Annotated in this window: 18 protein-coding genes; 7 read left to right on the top strand and 11 right to left on the bottom strand. The window is 65.2% G+C overall.

Translation table 11 applies throughout. The features are described 5' to 3' along the window. Nucleotides 1–197 precede the first annotated feature (197 nt). From ACREE8_RS17835 to ACREE8_RS17855, 5 genes are all read right to left on the bottom strand, one after another. Nucleotides 198–335 (bottom strand): hypothetical protein, encoded by a 138-nt coding sequence (locus ACREE8_RS17835; RefSeq protein ID WP_431574353.1) that lies wholly within the window; start codon nucleotides 333–335, stop codon nucleotides 198–200. Between the two features lie 80 nt (nucleotides 336–415). Further along, complete coding sequence (locus ACREE8_RS17840) at nucleotides 416–2,917, bottom strand: DNA-directed RNA polymerase (RefSeq protein WP_431574354.1); 2,502 nt, start codon at nucleotides 2,915–2,917, stop codon at nucleotides 416–418. A gap of 45 nt (nucleotides 2,918–2,962) precedes the next feature. Beyond that, nucleotides 2,963–3,688, bottom strand: coding sequence for a hypothetical protein (locus tag ACREE8_RS17845; RefSeq protein WP_431574355.1), 726 nt, complete (start codon nucleotides 3,686–3,688; stop codon nucleotides 2,963–2,965). A 281-nt stretch (nucleotides 3,689–3,969) separates the two neighbouring features. Further along, nucleotides 3,970–4,395 carry a hypothetical protein gene (locus ACREE8_RS17850; RefSeq protein ID WP_431574356.1) on the bottom strand — a complete coding sequence of 142 codons (426 nt, stop codon included), beginning with the start codon at nucleotides 4,393–4,395 and terminating at the stop codon, nucleotides 3,970–3,972. Further along, nucleotides 4,382–4,966: a hypothetical protein gene (locus ACREE8_RS17855; RefSeq protein ID WP_431574357.1), complete on the bottom strand. Its 585-nt coding sequence runs from the start codon at nucleotides 4,964–4,966 to the stop codon at nucleotides 4,382–4,384. Before ACREE8_RS17855 ends, ACREE8_RS17850 begins: the two co-directional genes overlap by 14 nt. 131 nt (nucleotides 4,967–5,097) lie before the next feature. Between ACREE8_RS17855 and ACREE8_RS17860 the strand changes: the two genes are divergently transcribed. Further along, nucleotides 5,098–6,462, top strand: coding sequence for a chloride channel protein (locus ACREE8_RS17860; protein WP_431574358.1), 1,365 nt, complete (start codon nucleotides 5,098–5,100; stop codon nucleotides 6,460–6,462). Nucleotides 6,463–6,478: 16 nt separating this feature from the next. Here ACREE8_RS17860 and ACREE8_RS17865 read toward each other — a convergent pair whose 3' ends face one another. Both ACREE8_RS17865 and ACREE8_RS17870 read right to left on the bottom strand, forming a co-directional pair. Further along, on the bottom strand, nucleotides 6,479–7,249 hold the full coding sequence (locus ACREE8_RS17865) for a competence/damage-inducible protein A (protein WP_431574359.1): 771 nt from the start codon (nucleotides 7,247–7,249) through the stop codon (nucleotides 6,479–6,481). Nucleotides 7,250–7,286: 37 nt separating this feature from the next. Continuing rightward, complete coding sequence (locus ACREE8_RS17870; RefSeq protein ID WP_431574360.1) at nucleotides 7,287–7,772, bottom strand: hypothetical protein; 486 nt, start codon at nucleotides 7,770–7,772, stop codon at nucleotides 7,287–7,289. Nucleotides 7,773–8,167: 395 nt separating this feature from the next. Here ACREE8_RS17870 and map point away from each other — a divergent pair, with 395 nt between their 5' ends. The 4 genes from map to ACREE8_RS17890 all read left to right on the top strand — a co-directional run bounded on the left by map (nucleotide 8,168) and on the right by ACREE8_RS17890 (nucleotide 11,678). Continuing rightward, nucleotides 8,168–8,992 carry a type I methionyl aminopeptidase gene (gene map / locus ACREE8_RS17875; protein ID WP_431574361.1) on the top strand — a complete coding sequence of 275 codons (825 nt, stop codon included), beginning with the start codon at nucleotides 8,168–8,170 and terminating at the stop codon, nucleotides 8,990–8,992. A 109-nt stretch (nucleotides 8,993–9,101) separates the two neighbouring features. Beyond that, nucleotides 9,102–10,001, top strand: coding sequence for an ABC transporter permease (locus tag ACREE8_RS17880; RefSeq protein WP_431574362.1), 900 nt, complete (start codon nucleotides 9,102–9,104; stop codon nucleotides 9,999–10,001). 5 nt (nucleotides 10,002–10,006) lie between these two features. After that, a complete protein-coding gene (locus ACREE8_RS17885) occupies nucleotides 10,007–10,741 on the top strand; it encodes an ABC transporter ATP-binding protein (RefSeq protein WP_431574363.1) in 735 nt (244 codons plus the stop codon). Nucleotides 10,742–10,754: 13 nt separating this feature from the next. Further along, nucleotides 10,755–11,678, top strand: a complete 924-nt coding sequence (locus ACREE8_RS17890) for a DMT family transporter (protein ID WP_431574364.1) — start codon at nucleotides 10,755–10,757, stop codon at nucleotides 11,676–11,678. Nucleotides 11,679–11,684: 6 nt separating this feature from the next. Here ACREE8_RS17890 and ACREE8_RS17895 read toward each other — a convergent pair whose 3' ends face one another. The 4 genes from ACREE8_RS17895 to ACREE8_RS17910 form a co-directional block, all read right to left on the bottom strand. Beyond that, nucleotides 11,685–13,298 carry a sensor histidine kinase gene (locus ACREE8_RS17895; RefSeq protein WP_431574365.1) on the bottom strand — a complete coding sequence of 538 codons (1,614 nt, stop codon included), beginning with the start codon at nucleotides 13,296–13,298 and terminating at the stop codon, nucleotides 11,685–11,687. Between the two features lie 99 nt (nucleotides 13,299–13,397). Further along, on the bottom strand, nucleotides 13,398–15,497 hold the full coding sequence (locus tag ACREE8_RS17900) for a methyl-accepting chemotaxis protein (protein WP_431574366.1): 2,100 nt from the start codon (nucleotides 15,495–15,497) through the stop codon (nucleotides 13,398–13,400). 303 nt (nucleotides 15,498–15,800) lie between these two features. Next, nucleotides 15,801–16,781 carry an agmatinase gene (gene speB, locus ACREE8_RS17905; protein ID WP_431574367.1) on the bottom strand — a complete coding sequence of 327 codons (981 nt, stop codon included), beginning with the start codon at nucleotides 16,779–16,781 and terminating at the stop codon, nucleotides 15,801–15,803. 46 nt (nucleotides 16,782–16,827) lie between these two features. After that, nucleotides 16,828–17,646: an enoyl-CoA hydratase/isomerase family protein gene (locus ACREE8_RS17910; RefSeq protein WP_431574368.1), complete on the bottom strand. Its 819-nt coding sequence runs from the start codon at nucleotides 17,644–17,646 to the stop codon at nucleotides 16,828–16,830. A 175-nt stretch (nucleotides 17,647–17,821) separates the two neighbouring features. Here ACREE8_RS17910 and ACREE8_RS17915 point away from each other — a divergent pair, with 175 nt between their 5' ends. Beyond that, on the top strand, nucleotides 17,822–18,730 hold the full coding sequence (locus ACREE8_RS17915; RefSeq protein ID WP_431574369.1) for a DMT family transporter: 909 nt from the start codon (nucleotides 17,822–17,824) through the stop codon (nucleotides 18,728–18,730). 271 nt (nucleotides 18,731–19,001) lie between these two features. Beyond that, nucleotides 19,002–19,933 (top strand): 5-aminolevulinate synthase (gene hemA / locus ACREE8_RS17920; protein WP_431574370.1); only part of this gene is annotated, 932 nt, incomplete at its 3' end.

Consider the following 19,933-nt stretch of genomic DNA (forward strand, 5'->3'; position numbering starts at 1 on the left):
GCGCAGGAGATCGCAGGCGGGGGCGAAATAGCCGGTGTAGTCGGGATTGCCGCATTCGCTCGACAGAACCAGCTCGGGCTTGTCGTTGGTGCGGTAGTGCCAGAGCGTGAAGCCATTGCAGTAAGCCAGGATGTTCAATTCACGGGCGGTGAAGCCACGGGGCATGGTCTCGATCCTCTCTGTTGTTGTTGGGCGCGCTACGAGCGCTGCCACTCCTTGATGACGTGCTTGCGGATCACGGCGACGTGTTGCTTGTCGGCGCCGGAGAGCTGGTAGGTGTGAGGCCCCACCTGCACTTCGTTCTGCGTCGCGTTCTTGCGGATCACGATTTTCATTGGGGTTCCTTTGACAGCGGCGTGAGCCGCTTTAGCTGCAATCGAAGAACGGGGTTAATCATTCCCACTTGTGGGATGGTCTACGCAAAGAAATAGTCAGCTTTCAGGATCAGCTCCAGGTCGAGGTCGCCATGAGGCGGCGGCGGCGGGAGCGTGTTGGGGTCCGAGAGCATGGCGCGGATGCTGTCCGCAAAGTCTTCAAGGACATTCCGGTTCCTCGCATAGAGGGTGACGAAGGCGCGCCGGAGACACATAGCCGAGAGGCCCGTGTCCGCGGCGAGAGTTCCGTAGCTGTCGTGGATCATGGAGAACACCTTGATGCCCACCGCCTTGGCCGAGACGACGTAGAGCATCAGCGCCGCACCGTCCATTGAGTGGACGAAGTTCGGCGAGATGGCGGCGGCCTGTCGGTTCTTGTCGATGACGTTCGTGGGCTCGGTGATGGTGAGCCGGAGGCGGCGCTTTACCACCCCGCCACTCACATGCGTGTCGATCTCACGGCTCTTCGTCTCGACGTACCGTTGCAGGACGTGGAAGCCTACGGGCGTGGTCCAGTTGACCGGGAGCCCTTCCGCCGCAGCGAGCCGGGCCGCCTTCTGCAACCAGTCCATTGCCTGTCGAGCAGCCACGACAACCTCGCCGATGGACTGCCATACGATCTTCGCGACGAACATCGTGCGCTTGAAGAGGTCCAACTCCCAACCAGGAGGAATACCCTTCTCCTTCACGGCAGCCTCGACATATTCACGGCAGGAGTGGAGCGTCCCGCCGTAGGGCAGCACCATCACCGGCCGCTTGGTCAGCTTCCGGTCTATGCCGAAGTCGAGCCAGGACAACGCCATGCGCCCAGCCTCCGGGTCCACGAAGTCGCCTGTGGTATCCACAAACGCCAGCTCCTTCAGCTTGTCCGTCACCACGTCGGCGACCCGCTGGTAAATGTCCTGGGGCTTCGCGGCCGGCAGGAGGTTAACCGCGGCGCCGCCGATGGGGTCGCGAAGCATTGCCGAGAAGTGCTGGAGGCCGTTGCAGGTGCCGTCGAGCTGGACAGGGATGCACGACACATAGTCGTAGCCCTGCTCGGCGAACTCAGCGTACTCGAAGCACCACGCGAGGAACTGCCACGGGCTGTCGGCCTCGCACCAGAAGCGGTTGGCGAGAGGATCGGCAGCAACGCGGATGATTTCCTCCTCGTGCTCATAGGTCCAGTCAACGCGCGCGTCGAATGAAACCTTGTCTACGCCGAAGAGGTTGGCGCCATGGATCACGAACCAGCGCGCCGCCTCGACAGTCCCGATGGCCTTGCCTTCGGCGAACGTGATAAGCGACCGCGCGTAGTCCGCGCCCTGCGGGTTTAGGAACATCGGCACGGCGTACATGCGCCCCCGGAAGTCTAGCTGGTGGGGGAAGTAAAGGCGCTCGAAGGCGGTGTAGCGTTCCGCGACCGAGATTGTCTTCGCCACCTGAAGCCGCTTGGAGCGGGTCTTGTGGTTCTCGACGTGTATCTCGTGCGCGGCTCGCTTCCACGCCTTGCGGGCCGGTTCGTTCTCCTTGAAGTCGTGCGGCGGTGTCGGGAGCGGCTTGTCCTCGCGCATCGGCAACCCGCCGTGCGGTTGGCTGTGCTCCCACACATGACGCATCACTTCGAGGACGCGCGTGTTGATCTTCCATGCCGTGGCTTGCACAGCGTTGACCGCCGTGAGCACCGCCGGCATCTGATCGAGGCGGTTCTGAAGCTCTTCGAGGTAGTGCTTCTCGCTGGTCTTCACGAGCGAGTAGCGGCGCGAGAGGTAGTGATAGCCGCCGTCATGAACGGTGGTCCACGGCTTCGGCGGAACGACGGTGGGCATGTAGGCAGGAGTCAGCAGCTCGCACCGGCTGGTGATCGTCTGCATCTCCGCGGACAGCGCTGGCGTCGGCACCACATAGTTGAGGCGGCGGCGGCGCGTCACTCGCATCTCGATAGCCACGATGCCGGTCGAGGCGATCACCAGAGACAACAGCTTGTGCCCCACGAGGAGGCGCGTGCGGTCATCCCACGACTTCCATTCGACGCCGAAGCGGTTCATAGCGTGGACGATGACACGCCGCTTGTATTCGTCATGCTGCGATACGTCGTTGACCCGCTCCTTGATGGCGCGGAACAGCGGCTTGCACTGCTGCTCGAAGTGGTCGAACCGCAGCTCATACTCCACCGCGATGCCGATCATGATCGCCACACGCTGCTCGGCGCGCGGCTCCGTGACGGCGTCGAGGATCGTCTTCATCGCGAGGTAGGCAGCGACACCGGGCTCGATCTCGGTGAGGTACTTCGCCGCGGTCTGTCGGCGGCCGGCCTTGCCGCTGGCAGCTTCGAGCTGGAAACCCCTCACCGCCTCCTCGACAGTGCCCACGAGGCGGGCCATGAGGCTCCGGCCGGCGGCGGTGGCTGTCTCTCGCCCGCGGTCCTTGTTGTGGCGCTGGCGGGAGAGGAAGGCGTCCCGACCGAGGCCCTCCATTTCGACCTCAAGATCGTACTCGGACTTCATCAAGGCGACTGCGGTCGGATCGCCCGTGAGAGGATCAGGCAGAACTGGGCTGTCCATCGTCTCTCCTTTGATTGCGTCAAAGAACGGGGTTAATCGGCGGGATCAACGGCGATAGGGGAGGCCCATACGGTCGCCGAGAGAGCGGCCGCAATCCGGGTATCCCGCCTTCTTAGCGTCCCTGACAAACATCTGGACGATGTCCTGTGGGTACACGTTGGCGCGCCCAAGACCGCTCGGTAGCGGATGCTGGGCCGGCAGGACGCCCTTCGCCCGTGCGTAGTCCGTCAGCCACCCGCCCATGCGCTTCGGGCGGTACTGCCCGCAGAAGTGTTTGGCGTCCACTTCCGAGGCGAACAGCGCTCCATCGGCCGGCGGCTTCCACCTGCGCGCCTCTTCGAGCCGGAGCATCTCCTCCCGCAGCCCTGACAGCTCCCTGTTCCGCTCCTGAAGCTGCTGCTTGGCCCTCTCCAGCTCGGCGGCGGTCTCCGGGTCAGCCGCGATCAGCTTGCCCTGGACGTATTTGCTGAAGACCCGGACGGCGAAGATCGTCAGCTCGACGGCCTTCGGAACGTCGGACTTGTGGATCAGGAAGAGGGTCTGTTCCAGGTTGAGCTGGAATTCGCGACCGGGGCGCCCGCCCTTGGCTCCGGCGGTTATTTGTGCCGTGCAAATAACCCCGAACCGGGCCAGTGCAGCCTCGTGGCGGCGGATCAACTGGCGCACGTCCACCGGCCGCTCGTAGCCCAGCCGCTCCGCAAGGTCCAAGTCACGGCAACGCAGGTCCCCGGAAGCGGTCTCGAAGATGGGGAGGTTCTCAAGATCGTTCATGCCTTGTTCCTCTCATGTTGCGCCGTCGCGGCAACAAGCGTTGCGCGGCAGCAATATCTACCCACTAGTGGGATGGTCGAGTTAAAACACAAACGGCCCAAGCTAAGTGCCTGGGCCGCATGTCTTCTAACTCTCGATCACAGGTGGGATTGTAGGGACGTAGATTTTAAGTCCCTTGCGTCTACCAATTTCGCCAAGCGGGCCGTGCGCCGTCCAGGGCAGACGGCCCGAGGCTAGTCGCCAGGACCCTGCCGACACAAGGCGGAATGAGATCGAAGGATCTAACCGCCAGCCGCGACGCGAGCTGCTTGCCGGATCGCAGCCAATCTTTCCTCGAAAGCTTGCAAACCGGCCTCGTCGGGCTGCAGGCGAAATCCCTCGATGCCGGCCACCGCGCGGCGGCGAATTTCCGCGTCGAGATAGGGCCGCCAGACGGGCGGAGGCCCCAGCTCGACCAGCAGGAACCGATAGCCATGCTTGAGATAATCCGCGATCTGGTCGAGCGCGAAATCGAGCGAGGTGCGCGCAGGCTCGAGCGAGAGATCGTCCGGCGGCAATTGCACCATGCCGAACCCGGCATTCTCCAGCAGCGCGAAGGCCCGCAGCAGGGGCTCGCGCCAGGGATCGCCCTGCGCCAGCAGATGACCGTTCACGAACATGTCGGGCAGGATCGCCATGCAGCGCGAACGCGGATCATTGTTGCGCATGCGAGCCCCCATCGCCCTGGCCGAGGAACTGTCGAAATTCGACCATCGCCTGCGCCATGGTGAAGCCCGGCAGCTCCATGGCGACACCGAAGCTGCGGGGCATTGGAAGCCCGCGATCCGCCAGGACCTGCTCCAACTCCTCGATCCAGACGCCTTTGCCGGGCACGACCTCCCAGCTCATATCCTCGGGCCGGCCGCCCCAGGCGGGGCCGATGCCCGTGAAAGTCACGGCGCTCGACCCACTGCCATCGACGCCGATCAGCACCAGATCCCGGCAGCCCTTCGCGACGCGGGCTTCGAGCAGCGCCGCGACCGATTGCGCGAGCGCGCGGCAATGGCGGCGAAAGCCCGGGGTGTCGTACTGCTCCTTGACCTGCCACCAGCGATTGACGCCGAGGAAGGCCATCTCGGGGCATGGCATCTGCTGGATGGCATAGCCGAACTCCTTCAGGATGGCGACGACAGGCGTCACCATGCCGGGGCAGAGCGCGTACTCGTCCACCTTGGCGTTCTGGTTCGCGAGGCAATGCGAGAGCAGCGCCACGCGGGTTCCTGAAGCGGTCGCTGCCAACAGGGCCTCCCTCGATCGGAGTCGATTCTAGTCGGCTTCGCGGGCCCGATGCCAACAGCGAGTCTTGAGGCTGAGGCCCCAATCGTATTGTGGCCAGAAGGTCGTTGGCTCGAAGCCGGGTTGAGGCGAAGATGAGGCCTCTCCAACGGCTTGCCGCGACAATAGCACCCGTGACCTTCTTCTCCGCCCGGCACATCCGGCATCTCAAGGCGCTCGCCGCCCGCTGGCGGCGGCGCGCCTTGTTTCTGCTGGGCGGCGTCGCCGTCGGGGCCGTGGCCGTGTTGCTGACGCTGCTGGCCGACAAGGCCCAGTTGGCCTTTCATCAATTGCTGCAGCAGTGGCGCTACGCCTCCCTGGTCGTGACGCCGGCCGGATTCGGACTGGCCGTCTATCTGACGCTGCGCTTCTTTCCGAACTCGCAGGGCAGCGGCATTCCCCAGGCCATCGCCGCGCGCGAACTCGAGGATTACGGCCAGCGCCGTGCGCTGGTCTCGATCCGGATCGCGATCGGCAAGATCCTGGTGACGCTGCTGGGACTGCTCTGCGGCGCGTCGGCCGGCCGCGAGGGACCGACCGTCCAGGTCGGGGCGTCGATCATGTTCGCCCTGGGCCGGCTTTCCCCTCGTCGCCAGCCGGGGCTGATCCTCGCCGGGGCCGCGGCCGGCGTCGCCGCGGCCTTCAACACGCCCCTGGCTGGGATCGTGTTCGGCATCGAGGAACTCAGCCGCGCCTTCGAGCTGCGTACCAGCGGCCTCGTCATCGGCGCCGTCATCGCCGCGGGCCTGACCGCGACGGCGCTGGTCGGCGACTACAGCTATTTCGGGCACACCTCGGACATGCTCCATACCGCGACCGAGTGGCTGGCCGTGCCGGTCTGCGGCGTCGTTGGGGGCCTGATGGGCGGTGTCTTCAGCCGGATCCTGGTGCTGCTGGCCGGCGGGCTGCCCGGCAGGATCGGCGGATGGATCAAGCAGCAGCCGATCCCCTTCGCGGTGCTCTGCGGTTTCGGCGTCGCCCTTTGCGGAATGGCCTCGGGCGATACCACCTTCGGCACTGGCTATGAGCAGATCAAGTCCGTGCTGGACGACGGGACGTCCCTGCCCTGGAGCTTCGGGCTGCTCAAGCTCGCTGCGACCACGCTCACCTCCATCAGCGGCATTCCGGGCGGCATCTTCTCGCCCTCGCTCGCGATCGGCGGCGGCATCGGCCTCAATCTCGGCGCGATCTTTACCAGCGTGCCGGTGGGCGTGATGATTCTGCTCGGCATGGTGGCCTATTTCGCCGGCGTGGTGCAGGCCCCGATCACGGCCTTCGTCATCGTGACGGAGATGACCGACAATCACGCCATGATGGTGCCACTCATGGCGACGGCGCTCATCGCATCCAGCGCCTCGCGACTGATCTGCCCGGAAGGCGTCTATCACGCGCTGGCGAAGAATTTCGTGAAACAGGCCCAGTCGGCCTCGAGCCATCAGTCCGAACGGCCGCCCGTCTGACCTCGACCATCTGCCGTCAGGCGATCTCGCCTTCGTGGGGCTCGCCACCCAGGTCGCGGATCAGGGCTCGCAAGCCTTCCGCGATTTGGTCGAGCTCGGTCTCGTCGGTGCTGCGCGCGACCAGGCTGGTCCCGAATTTGCCGCGCCGGAAGAACGGATAGCTGCCGATATCGACCTTGGGGAAACGCTGCTGAAGCGCCCCCAGGGCCTGCGCGATCACGCCCTCGCCGAGATAGGTGCTGACCGTGCGCGACGAGACGGGACGGCCACCCTTGAGCCCGCCTTTGAGCCCGTCGAACATGGCCCGCATGATCGCGGGCACGCCCGCCAGGACATAGACATTCCCGATCTGGAAGCCCGGCGCCGTCGAAACCGGATTCTCGATCAGGCGGCTGCCCTTGGGCACGGTCGCCATGCGCAGGCGGGCCTCGTTCAACTGGTCGCCGGTATAGTGGCGGCGCAGCAAGGCGACGGCCTCGGGGTCCAGCACCAGCTCGACGCCGAAAGCCTTGGCGACGCAGCCCGAGGTGATGTCGTCATGGGTGGGGCCGATGCCGCCGGTCGTGAAGACATAGCTGTAACGGGCACGGACTGCGTTCACCGCCGCGACGATCTCGGCCTCGATATCCGGCACGACCCGCGCCTCGCGCAGCGGGATGCCGAGAGCGCTCAGCTCCTTGGCCAGATAGGCCAGGTTGACGTCCTGGGTGCGGCCCGACAGGATCTCGTTGCCGATGATGAGAACAGCGGCGGTCGGGGAGGGAACCGAAGCGGAATCCTGGGACATGACGCCGAGTGGGCCTGGGGGAGATCGAAACTGCCGATCAGGGATAGGTCGGCAAGTTCGGATTGATCCCCGAGGAGGGGGCGGGAGTCAACTCGGGCGCCGTTTCCGGTGCGGTGCTGGGTGCCGGCGCGGCACTGCCGTTCTGCTCGACCTGGACCGGCTTGACGTTCGGGTTCTGGGAGTCATAGCCGCGCGCCGCCATGCAGTCGTCCACAATCCGGTTGTAGCGGTTCTTCCGGTTGTAGAGGCTCAGATTATTGTTCAGGTCGCCGAGGCCCTGTTGCAGGTTGCTATTGGTATTCTGATTGGCGATGTCCTGGTCGATCGCCTCGTCGCGCTTGATGACCGCGTTGGCCTGCTCCTGGCAGGAACCCAGATCGTCGGCCGGCGCCGCGACATTGGTGCCGCCATTGGTGCTGACATAGTTGCTGCTGGAGGTGTCGTCGCTGCGCGCCCAGTCGGGCAAGGGAAATTCCGAGCAGCCCGTGACCAAAAACAGGAGCGCCAGGACATGAAAACGCATGACAACGACCTTTGATGACAACCCGGAGCCACCCGACCTCGAGCGAATCCGGGCAATACGGCCTGGGAGACCGTGAAAATAATCCCGACCTTAGCAATGGCGGGATGCCGACCGCAACGAGCCCCCGCCCTGCCCCTCGTGGCAGCGTTAGGGCCCTTATCGAGATATGGGGTTAAAGAGACCCGAATCCAGCGTCCTAACAACTTTTCGCAAGGGGCGCAGGACAGCCCTGTCCCGGCCTCAGGGCGCCAACCCTTGCAAATCTCCGGCCGCCGCCATTAATTGGGGGCCAGCGAACCGCCCGCGCCTCCGAAATCGGATGCAGCCCCATGCGGGGCGGTTGCTCCGCCGATCCCGGCACGAACCGCCTCAGCCCCGGAAAACGCCCGCCCGCCATGACCCCGAACGATATTGCCCATGACTGGCGCCTCGAAGAGCGTCGCATCAAGATCCACGGGCCCGAGGATTTCGCGGGAATGCGCGTGGCGGGACGACTCGCAGCCGAAACGCTGGATTTCATCGCCCCTCACGTGGTACCCGGCGCGACCACAGGCGAGCTGGACCGGTTGTGCCACGATTTCATCGTCGGCCATGGCGCGATCCCGGCGCCGCTCAACTATCGCGGCTTTCCGAAATCGATCTGCACCTCGATCAACCATGTGGTCTGCCACGGCATCCCGGGCGACAAGAAGCTGTTGAACGGCGACATCCTCAATATCGACGTCACCACGATCGTCGACGGCTGGCATGGCGACACCAACCGCATGTTCTATGTCGGCGAGGTCGGGGTGAAGGCGCGGCGCCTGTGCGAAGTGACCTATGAGGCGATGATGCGCGGCATCGAGGTGGTGCGGCCCGGTGCCACGCTGGGCGACATCGGCCATGCCATCCAGAGCTACGCCGAGGGTCATCGCTATTCGGTGGTCCGGGATTTCTGCGGGCATGGCATCGGGCGCGTGTTCCATGACGCGCCGAGCGTGCTTCATTTCGGTCGCAAGGGCAGCGGCCCCTCCTTGCGCGAGGGCATGTTCTTCACCATCGAACCCATGATCAATGCCGGCCGCTTCGAGGTGAAGCTGCTCGACGATGGCTGGACCGCCGTGACGCGCGACCGCTCGCTCTCGGCCCAGTTCGAGCACAGCATCGGCGTGACCGCCGACGGTTTCGAGATTTTCACCCTCTCGCCCAAGGGCTGGAATCAGCCGCCCTATCCGGCCTAGGCGGCGTTCCGCCTGTCTTCTCTCACGCATCGACGCCAGCTTGCCGCGACCGGTTCAAGGCCCTAGGGTCTGGCCCGTCCGCTACCGTTGCGCGGGGAACCGCCTGTCCATGTCCGATCCGACTCCGTCTCGCCCGGGCGCGCCCGAAAGCTCCGCCATTGGCTCGGCCGCCGATTCGGGTCCCGTCATTCTCATGAGCGGGCATGCCCATGCCTGGAGCCGGGCGGCCTTCGCGACCGCCTTCGAGGATATCCGCGACGGCGTGGCCGGCTGGCGGATCTCGGCGCTCATGGGATGGAGCGAACTGCGCCGCCGCTATCACCGCTCGCTGCTGGGGCCTTTCTGGATCACCCTCAGCATGGCGATCTTCATTCTGCTGGTCGGCGGGGTGTTCTCGCAGCTGTCGAGCACCACCTTGCGCAGCTTCATGCCTTACGTCGCGACCGGCTATGTGACCTGGCTGCTGCTGGCCTCCTTCGTTTCCGACGGCTGCAGCGTCTTCATCGCGGCGACGCGTTTTCTGCGCCAGATGCGGCTGCCAAAAAGCACCTTCGTCCTCGCCATGGTCTGGCGCGACCTCATGGTCTTCGCCCATAACCTGCCGGTGGTCCTGATCATCCTCGCCCTCTGCGGCGTTCGTCCGACGCTCTGGACGTTGATGCTGATCCCCGCGGTGATGGCCACGGCGGCGGCCGGCACGATCCTCGGCCTGGTGCTGGGCATGGTCGCATCGCGGTTCCGCGATCTGATCCCGATCGTCACCAGTCTCCTGCAGCTGACCTTCTTCCTGACGCCGGTCCTGTATGAGCCGGGCCATCTGGGCCAGGCGGGCACGCTGCTCTATCTCAACCCGGCCACCCATTTCATCGGCATCATGCGATCGGGCTTTCTGGGGGAGGCGCCCTCGCTCCTCAGCTGGCTGGCGGTCCTGGGAATGCTGGCCGCCGGCGCCGTGGTCAGCTTCCTCCTGTTCGTGCGCTTTCGCGCCCGCATCACCTACTGGGTCTGAACGACATGGCGCGGATCCAACTCGACCAGGTATCGGTGGACCTGCCGGTCTATAGCGCCGGCTCCCGTTCCTTGAAGGCCAGGCTGCTTCCCTCCAGCCGCGTCGCACCGGGCCCGCGCCATCAGATCCTGGTGCATGCGCTGCGGGAGATCACCTGCGAGTTCAACGCCGGCGACCATGTCGCGCTGGTCGGCCGCAACGGCGCCGGCAAATCGACGCTGCTTTCGGTGCTGGCCGGAATCTACGAGCCGGCCTATGGCCGGGTCCGGATCGAAGGCCGGATCGCCGCCCTGCTCGATATGAGCCTCGGGATGGAGGAAGACGCGACCGGCGAGGAGAACGTCACGATGCGCGGCCGCCTGCTCGGCATGAGCCCGGACGAGATCGGCGAGCGCATGCAGGAGATCATCGACTTCGCGGCGCTGGGCGACCATATCCACCTGCCGCTCAGGACCTATTCCAGCGGCATGCGGCTGCGCCTCGCCTTCGCGGTCTCGACCTGCGTGGCACCCGATGTGCTTCTGCTCGACGAAGTCATCGGCGTCGGCGACGCACAGTTCGCCAAGAAGGCGGCCGAGAGAATGCAGCAGCTGATCCAACGCACCAAGATCCTGGTGGTGGCTTCGCACAACACGCAGTTGCTGGCGGAGCTCTGCAACAAGGCCATCTGGCTCGAGGGTGGACGCGTACGCGAGATGGGTCCCGCACCGGCAATCATGGCCGCCTATCAGCAATCCTGACCGGCCCTCCGCCATGACCCCCAGCAAGCTGCCGACCCAGCATCGGATGCAAGCGATCTTCCTGCTGCTGGGCGCCATGGCGATGCTGCCCTTGATGGATGCGACCGCGAAGCATCTGAGCCACGACATGTCGCTGTGGCAGATCACCTGGTCGCGCTTCACCTTTCATGTGCTCTGGCTGGCGCCGGCCTTCCTGGCCCGCCATCGGATCCGGGAGCTGCTGCCGGCCCGATCAGGGTTGCAGATGCTGCGCGGCCTCTGCCTCATGGCCGCGACCTTCCTCTTCTTCGGCGGCGTGGCTTATATGCCGGTCGCCGACACCCTGGCGCTGAGCTTCGTCTCGCCGCTGACGGTGACCCTGCTTTCGCCCTTCCTGCTGGGTGAAAGGGTCGGCATCCGCCGCTTGAGCGCCGTGGGAGTGGGGCTGCTCGGGGCTCTCGTGATCATCCGCCCCGGACTGAGCGTGTTTCAGCCGGCCGCCCTCTTCGGCATCGGCAGCGGCCTGGTCTATGCCTTCTATGTCATCATCACGCGACGCCTGGCCGGGATGGCGCCTGCCCTGGTGACGCTCGCCTATACCGCGTTGCTGGGCATGGTCAGCACCAGCCTGGTCGTGCCGTTCTTCTGGGTCCCGCCCACGCTCGAGCAATGGGGCTTCATGGTGGCAATGGGGGCGATCGCGGCCCTCGGGCACTGGCTCATCATCCTCGCCTATGAGCGCGGCGAAGCCTCGATGCTGTCGCCCTTCTCCTATGCCGAGATGATCGGCGCCGTCACAGTGGGTTATCTGGCCTTCGGCGATTTCCCCGACCGCTGGACCTGGGTGGGCATCGCAATCCTGATCGGTAGCGGCGTCTATATCTCGATCCGCGAGCACCGGGTCTCGCCCCGGCCGGCCGCCGCCGCGAAAGAGCCCGAAGAGATCACGGCCGGCTGACGCAGGTCAGTTCGAGGCGCGACGCGCCGGCGTGGCGTTGTCGGTGGCCGCAGGCGACACTGCACGCGCCACCGATCCGAAGGTTTCCTCGTTCGGATAGGCCGCTGCCAGACGATGCAGATCGGCGACAATGCCGGCGGGGATCGGCCCGGGCTTCGAGGGCGCGACGCCAGGCCCGCATTCCGGCAGCTCGATCGTCACGGTCGTGCCGCGGCCCGGCACGCTCGAGACCCAGATCTGGCCCGTCAGCATCTCGACCAGTCGTTTGGTGAGGGGGAGGCCGACGCCCACGCCCTCATAGCGCTTGGTGAGCGACGCGTCGCCCTGCCAGAACAGATCGAAAATCCTCGGCAGGTCCTCGGCCGCGATGCCGATGCCGGTGTCGGCGATGATGAGTGTCTTGTTCCCGCCCCGATCGCGTTTCAAGGTCAAGGCGATCCTGCCGTCGTCGGGCGTGAACTTGATGGCGTTGCCCAGGATGCCGATCACGATCTGGCGCAAAGCCGTCGGATCGCTGAGCAGACGGCTGTCGGCGGGGTCGGCATCGACCGTCACCTGCAGCCGCTTCTGTTCGATCTCCGGCGCCAGCATGCCGACGCTTTCCGTGAGGATCGCGCTGAAATCGAGGATGCGCGGCTCGATCGGCCAGCGGCCCGCTTCCAGCCGGCAGAGATCGAGAATGCTCGAGATCAGCTTGTTGAGATGCTTGCCGCTGACCAGGATGTGGTTGAGGTAATCGTTTGCCTCCAGGTCGAGGCCCTTGGTCTTGGACGCGACCAGGATCTCGGCGAAGCCGATGATGGCGTTGAGCGGCGTGCGAAACTCGTGACTCATATTGGCGAGAAACTCGCTCTTCGCCCGGCTGGCTGCCTTGGCCTGGTCCTTCTCGATCTCGAGACGGGCCGCGAACTCGCTCAAGGTCTCGTTGGCCTCGCGCAACCGCCCTTCGGTCTCGCGGCGCAACTCGTTCTCGGACTGGAGCGATCCGGCGAGGCGCTGGGCCTTGTGCTTCTCGCGGCGCTGCGCCGTCACCAGCAGGGTCACGCCGATGGCGATGTCGAGCCAGGCGCTGAGGAAGAAGCCCCAGGGCGCGAACCACTCGACATGGCGCAGGAACGGATAGTTCCCGAAATGAACGGCGCGCAGCAAGAAGAGGACGCCGAGAATGGCAAGGCCCTCGCCATGGGGCAACGACCGGCGGCGCCAGAACTCATAGGCCAGATGCGCCATCACGGCCATGCCGACGAGATAGAGCGGAAGCGTCGTCGCCAGAAACGACATCCCGTCGAGCCGCGCGAAGATCGACCAGATCGAGACCACCCCGACCGCGGCCATCACATCGACCGGATGGCGGTTCTTGCCGAGGAAGGTGCGCACCCCGCACCAGACGAAGCCGAAATAGAGCGCGATCAGGATATCCGGGCCGGCCTGGAAGGAGATCGTTCCCGTCACCAACAGGAACTGCATGACCTGGCGAAGGAAGTAGAAAATATAGGCGAGGGTCCAATAGCCATATTCCGGGCGCCCGGTCGCGAGCCGCAGCTGCAGCATGGTCAAGGTCACGACGACGGCAATGCCTATCGTCGATGCGATCGCCGTCGGTATGGAGAAATCGAACATGTTATCCCCGTTGGCGCGGGTTCGGTCCGCCTGAAAAGGCAAAAGTCCGACGACGCGATGGTGCGTCGCCGGACTTTCTTCCAGGGCCCTCGGATGCGATTACCCTTCGCGAACCCTCTGAATGAAGCTATCCACCTCGTGACGCAGCGTTTCCGACTGGCGCGAGAGATCCGACGACGCGCTCAGCACCTGGGACGCCGCATGGCCGGCATCGGCCGCCGCCTGCGATACGCCGGTGATGTTGCGCGTCACCTCGTCGGTCCCCTGCGACGCCTGCGTGGCATTGCCCGAGATTTCCTTGGTCGCCGCCGACTGTTCCTCCACCGCCGAGGCGATCGCCGAGGCGATCTCGTTCACGCGGTCGATGGTGCTGCGGATCTTCTGCATGGCACCCACCGCATCCTTGGTCACGGTCTGCATCGAACCGATCTGGGCGGAAATCTCCTCGGTCGCCTTGGCCGTCTGGGTTGCGAGATTCTTGACCTCCGAAGCCACCACCGCGAAGCCCTTGCCGGCATCGCCGGCGCGGGCCGCCTCGATCGTGGCGTTCAAGGCCAGAAGGTTGGTCTGGCTGGCGATCTCGTTGATGAGCTGGACGATGCCGCCGATCTTCTCGGCCGCCTGCGCCAGCGTCTCCACGGTCTGACCGGTCCGGCTCACCTCGTCGACCGCGCTGCGCGCGACCGTCGAGCTGTCGCTGACCTGCCGGCTGATCTCGCCGATCGAGGCCGAGAGCTCCTCCGAGGCGGTCGCCACGGTGGTGACGCTGGCCGAGGCCTGCTGGGTCGCCGCCGCCACCGCCGCGCTCTGGCGCGTGGTTTCCTCGGCGATCGAGGCCATGCTCTGCGAGCTCGCCTGCAACTCGGTCGCAGCCGACGAAACCGACTGGACCACGCCCTTGACGCTGGCTTCGAAGCTGTCGGCCAATTCGAGCATGCCCTTGCGACGGGCCTGCGCCGCCTCGATCTCGGCCTGCTTCTGCTTCTGGCGCAGCTCCTCGATCTCGATCAGCTTCTGGCGGAAGAACTCGACCGCTCGCGCCATCACGCCCAGCTCATCGCCGCGCTTGGTGGCGGGAACCTCGATGGCGGTGTTGCCCTCAGCAAGCTTGCTGACGGCACCCGTCAGGCTGCCGATCGGCTTCGCGACCAGCATGCGCGTCAGGAGAAAGATGACCAGTGCCAGCAGCAGCACCGCGCCGCCGGCCGCACCCACCGTGTAGTAGGTGAGCTCGGTCACCGGCGCCATGATCTTGTCGAGCGGCAGGTTCACCATCAGCGACCAGGGCGACTTCCTGGCATCGCTCTGGATCGGCTGGAACACGCGGATGACATCCGTGTTCAAGGAAATCGAGAAGGCCTGACGGGTATGGAGCTTGCCCGCGGCGATGTCCGGCAGATCCTGGTTGAAGTTCGGATCCTGGTCGGTGACGGGCTTGCCGATCTGCTCGGTCTTGGCATAGGCGGCCCAGAGCCCCGTGTTCGAAATCAAGGAGACCGAGCCGGTTCCATAGGGCTTTATGGCGCGCAGCTGCGCGGCCATCTGGTCGAGCGACATGTCGAGCCCGATCACGCCGACGGTCTTGCCGTCGATGATGATCGGCAGCACCAGGCTGGTCATGATGACGGTCTGGCCGGCCGCGTCATAGCTGTAGGGCTCGAGGAGCTGCGGCTCGCCGCTCTTGAAGGCGAGCTGATAATAGTCGCCCGCACCCGCCTTGTCGTAGTCCTTCAGGGGCTCGAAGGAGATGCTGTTGCCCGAACGCACGACATAGGGCACGAAACGGCCCGTGCCGTCGTTCACACCCCCGGCATTTGCGAACTCGGCATCCTTGCCGTCGAACGCGTTGGGTTCCCAGCCGGTCCAGGTTCCGAAGAAGCTGGGATTATCCTCAAGCGCCGCCTTGAGCATGTTGACATAGGCTTGGCGGTCGGTGATGCCCTGCTTGCGCAGCTCGATAAAGCTGCCACGCAGCGTATCGAGCGTCCCGAACGCGGCCGCGAAAGTCTTTTCAACGTCGGAACCGATACCGTCGGCCTGCTGCTTGCCGGCCTCCAGCGCCAGATCCTTCGCAATGGCGCCGCTCTTGGAAGCGGTCAGCCAGGCCGATGCGCTGAGCGCAACGATCAGGGCCATCATCACCGGCAGGAGAAGTTTCAGGCCAATCGGAAGCTTGTTGATTGCATTGCCAATAGACATAGAAGGAGGTCCCCGCGTCATCGAAACAGCAAAGGGACGAAGATCGCGGCCGCGCCGTGCCTCCGTCCAACTCGGCAGAAGATGGCCTGAGGGTCATAAACAATTGGTTAGGTGCGGCAGTCCGACTGCCATGAGTCCGGCGTGCATCACCCACGCGACCGGTGCAATTCGGCAGTGCGAGAATTCAAAGCGATACAATCACTTCCGGCCGTTGTTTCGGATTTTCGACGCGCTTCGGCACGCAAAACCACGCGACCTGCGACAATCTATCCTTCGGCTAACGTCGCGACACGGCCGTCATGCTCAGCGCCCGGCTTTTCGCCGTGCCACCGAATCCGCGACGATGCAGAGGATCTCGAACATGAGGTTGGCGCCGTTGAGGGCGGTGTGACCCTGGGGATCGAGCGGCGGCGAAACCTCGCAGACATCGCCGCCGATGAGGTTCAGCCCCATCAGCCCGCGCAGCACCACCTGCGCGTCCCGCATGGTGAGTCCGCCCGGCTCCGGCGCGCCCGTGCCCGGGCAAAAGACCGGATCGAGGCCGTCGATATCGAACGTCACATAGGTCGGATGCTGCCCGACCACGCGATGGATCTCCTGCACGACCTCCTTGCGCCCCATCTCGTCGAAATCGTCCATGGTGATGACGCGCATGCCCACGTCATAGCCATACTGGATGTCGTCGTCGCTGTAGCGCGTGCCGCGAAGCCCGATCTGGACCGTCCGCTTCGGGTCGATGATCCCCTCCTCGACCGCGCGGCGGAACGGCGTCGCGTGATTGATCCGCGAGCCCAGCAGCTCGTCCAGCGTATCGGCATGGGCATCGAAATGGACGCAAGCCACAGGGCCGTTCTTCACGATGCCGCGCAGGATCGGCAGCGTCACGGTATGGTCGCCGCCGACCGAGACGGGCGCGGCACCGGCCTTGGCGATCTCGGAGAAGAACTCGGTGATCTTTTCGATGCTGCCCGCAGCATCGAGTGGATTGACCGGCGCGTCGCCGACATCCGCCACTTGGCAGAGATCGAAAGGCGCGACGCGCGTGGTCGGGTTCACCTGGCGGATCAGACGGGACATCTCGCGGATCTGCGCCGGCCCATGACGGGGCCCGTCGCGGTTGGTCGAACCGAGGTCGAACGGCACGCCCGCGAGCGCGATATCGAGCCCCGCGGCGGTCGGCCGATAGGGCGTGCGCATGAAGGTCGCGAGATGGGCGAAGCGCGGGACGATGGCGGAATCGATCGGGCGCAGCGGCTCGTTGAGGCGCGGGCTGTGGTCGTTCATGTGGGTCCTCCCTCGAATGCTTTTTCTTCTCGATTGAAAGCCGGCTTTATTCCTTCTTGTCGAAGCGCGCGTCACGCCAGGCGAGCGCGGCCTTGAGGCCTTCGCGCTGGCGGATCTCGCGGAATGTCTTGCCTTCCGGCGTCTGCAGGGCCTCGATCTGCACATCGGTATCGAGACCCATCGCCAGGGCCTGCTCGAACCCCATGATCGAATAGGTCCGGTTGATGGCCTGCTTGGTGAGGCGCACCTTCTCGCGGTCGTTGATCGCGATCTCGCGCGCGATCGCGAGCGCGGTCTTGACCTCCTCGCCCTCGGGCACGACCCGGTTGACCAGCCCCATGGCCAGCGCCTCTTCGGCGGAAATCTTGTCATTGCCGGTAAGGAGGGCCTCCTTGGTCCTCTTCGGACCGGAGAGCCAGGGCATGAGGAGCGCGATGATGCCGCTGCCGAAACGCAGCTCCGGTTCGCCGAACCGCGCACCCGCGGCGGCAATGGTGATGTCGCAGGCCATCGCGAGCTCGCAGGCGCCGGCCAGGGCATAGCCTCTGACGGCCGCCACGGTCGGCAACGGGCTGTGCCAGAAGCGCATGACGAAATCGAAATCGGCCTGCAGCACCGGCCGCACGTCGCCGACGGTGTTCCAGGGCCGGTCCGCACCCTCGGTGAGGTCGAAACCGGCCGAGAAGGCGCGTCCGGCCCCGGTCACCACCAGGGCCCGCACCTCGGGATCGCGCTCGATGCGATCGAGCAGCCCGTTGACCTCGGCCACCATCTTGCCGTTGATCGCGTTGAGCTTGTCCGGTCGGTTCAAGGTCAGGAGACCGACCGGCCCGCGCATCTCGAATAGGATCGTTTCATACGTCATCGACGGGGTCCCCTGCATTCGGTCCCCACGGACCAGGATCGGCCGGACGGGGCTTCTTTGTAACCACCATTTATTGACCAGTCAGGCAGGGCTCGGCAACATGGCCGCCCGCATTCCCCCCAATGGCGCTATGACGAGCCTCGGCGTCCCCCTTTCCGCAGGTCCCGTCACCCCCATGCTTCGGCCGAATCTGGCGCTTCTCTTCGTCATCCTCGCCTGGGCCACCAATATCCCGGCGACTGCCGTCCTGATGGAGCATTGGGATTTCTGGTTCGTCTCGGTGCTGCGCTTCGGCATCGGCTACGTCACCCTCTGGCTGGTGTTCCAATGGCGCGAGCCGGCGGCGCGGCGCATGGGCGCTCCCGTCGAGACCTGGCGGCTCTGGGTCCTGGGCGCCGCCGGCGCCGGGTTGTTCGGCCCGCTCTATAATGCCGGAATCGATACCTCGAATCCGATCATGGTCGCGATCATGAACGCGGCCTCGCCGGCGGTGGCTGCCGTCGTCGGGCGGGTCTGCTTTGGCTATCCGATCGAACGCCGGATGTTTCCGGCGATCGCGCTGGCGGTGCTGGGCTGCGCGCTGGCGACCTGGAATCCCACGAACCCCGGCAATCCCTTCGCGGTGCGCGGCGGCGAGCCCTTGATCCTGGCTTCGATGTTCCTGTGGAGCTGGTATTCGCTGGCGGCCCAGCGCTGGCTGACGGGTTGGTCGCAACTGCGCATCACCACCGCGACCCTCGGGCCCGGGGTGGCCATGATCATCGCCTTCTACCTGATCGCCAGCCTCCTGGGCCTCTCGAGCTTCTCGCCGGGGGCTCCGCGGGGCGCGCTCGATGTCGGACTCGTGCTCTGGATCGCGGTCGGCGGCGTCACTCTCGCCATGTTGTTCTGGAATTTCGGGGTGCAGCGGCTCGGACTCGTGGTCGCCGCCCTGTTTCTCAATCTGATGCCGATCGTCACCATCCTGGTGCTGGCGCTGATGGGCCAGATGCCGACCTGGCTCCAGCTGGGGGGAACGGCGCTGGTGGTGGTGGGCCTGCTCCAGGCCCAATTGCGGTCGCTGCCGGCCCGACGCGCCGCCTGACCGCCCGCCAGCGCCAGGCGATTCGGCGCCTCGGAGTCGGCCGCAAGACTGTCCCATTTCAGCATGCCGAGCCTCTTGGCAACCTCTTTTGGCCGACCCATTTCTTGAATCACAAGCCTTTGCCAGGGCGACAAAATGCGGCTTTGACCGCCTGGACAAACCTGCGACAAAGAGCGCCACAAATTGGCCAAGAGAGCCGGGCAGATTGACCGGCATCCGAGAGAGGATCGCCGGCGGGGGCGATCCGGCGGCAGCGGCCGGCAGGAATTCAATGAATTACGAGAGCTTCTTCCAGACCAAGGTCGACGATCTGAAGCGCGAGGGACGCTATCGGGTTTTCGCCGATCTCGAACGCTGCGCCGGCCAGTTCCCGCGCGCGCGCCGCTTCCGGGCCGATGGCCGCATCCAGGACGTCACCGTCTGGTGCTCGAACGATTATCTGGGGATGGGCCAGCATCCGGCGGTCCTGGCCGCCATGACCGAGGCGATCGAGCGCTGCGGCGCCGGCGCCGGCGGTACGCGAAACATCTCCGGCACCAATCATTATCATGTCGTGCTCGAGCGCGAGCTGGCCGACCTCCACGGCAAGGATGCGGCGCTGATCTTCACCTCGGGCTATGTCTCGAACCAGGCGACGCTCTCCACGCTCGGCCGCATGCTGCCCAACTGCGTGATCTTCTCCGATGCGCTCAACCATAACTCGATGATCGAGGGCATCCGCCATTCTGGCGCGGAGAAGCATATCTTCCGCCATAACGACGTTGCGCATCTCGACGAGCTGCTGGCCCGTGCCGATCCGACCCGGCCCAAGATCGTCGCCTTCGAGAGCGTCTACAGCATGGATGGCGATATCGCGCCGATCGCCGCGATCTGCGACGTGGCCGAGCGTCATGGCGCGCTGACCTATCTCGACGAGGTCCATGCGGTCGGCATGTATGGCCCGCGCGGCGCCGGCATTGCCGAGCGCGACGGCGTCATGCACCGCATCGATGTCATCGAGGGCACGCTCGGCAAGGCGTTCGGCGTGGTCGGCGGCTACATCAGCGGCAAGCGTGCGGTCTGCGATGCCGTGCGCTCTTTCGCGCCTGGATTTATTTTTACGACCGCGCTGCCGCCGGCGATTGCCGCGGCCGCGACTGCGTCGATCAAGCACCTGAAGACTTCGCAAACCGAACGCATCGGCCACCGCGCGCAGGTCGCGCG

Origin of the sequence: Hypericibacter sp. (assembly GCF_050729195.1) — a bacterium.
GTDB lineage: Bacteria > Pseudomonadota > Alphaproteobacteria > Dongiales > Dongiaceae > Hypericibacter.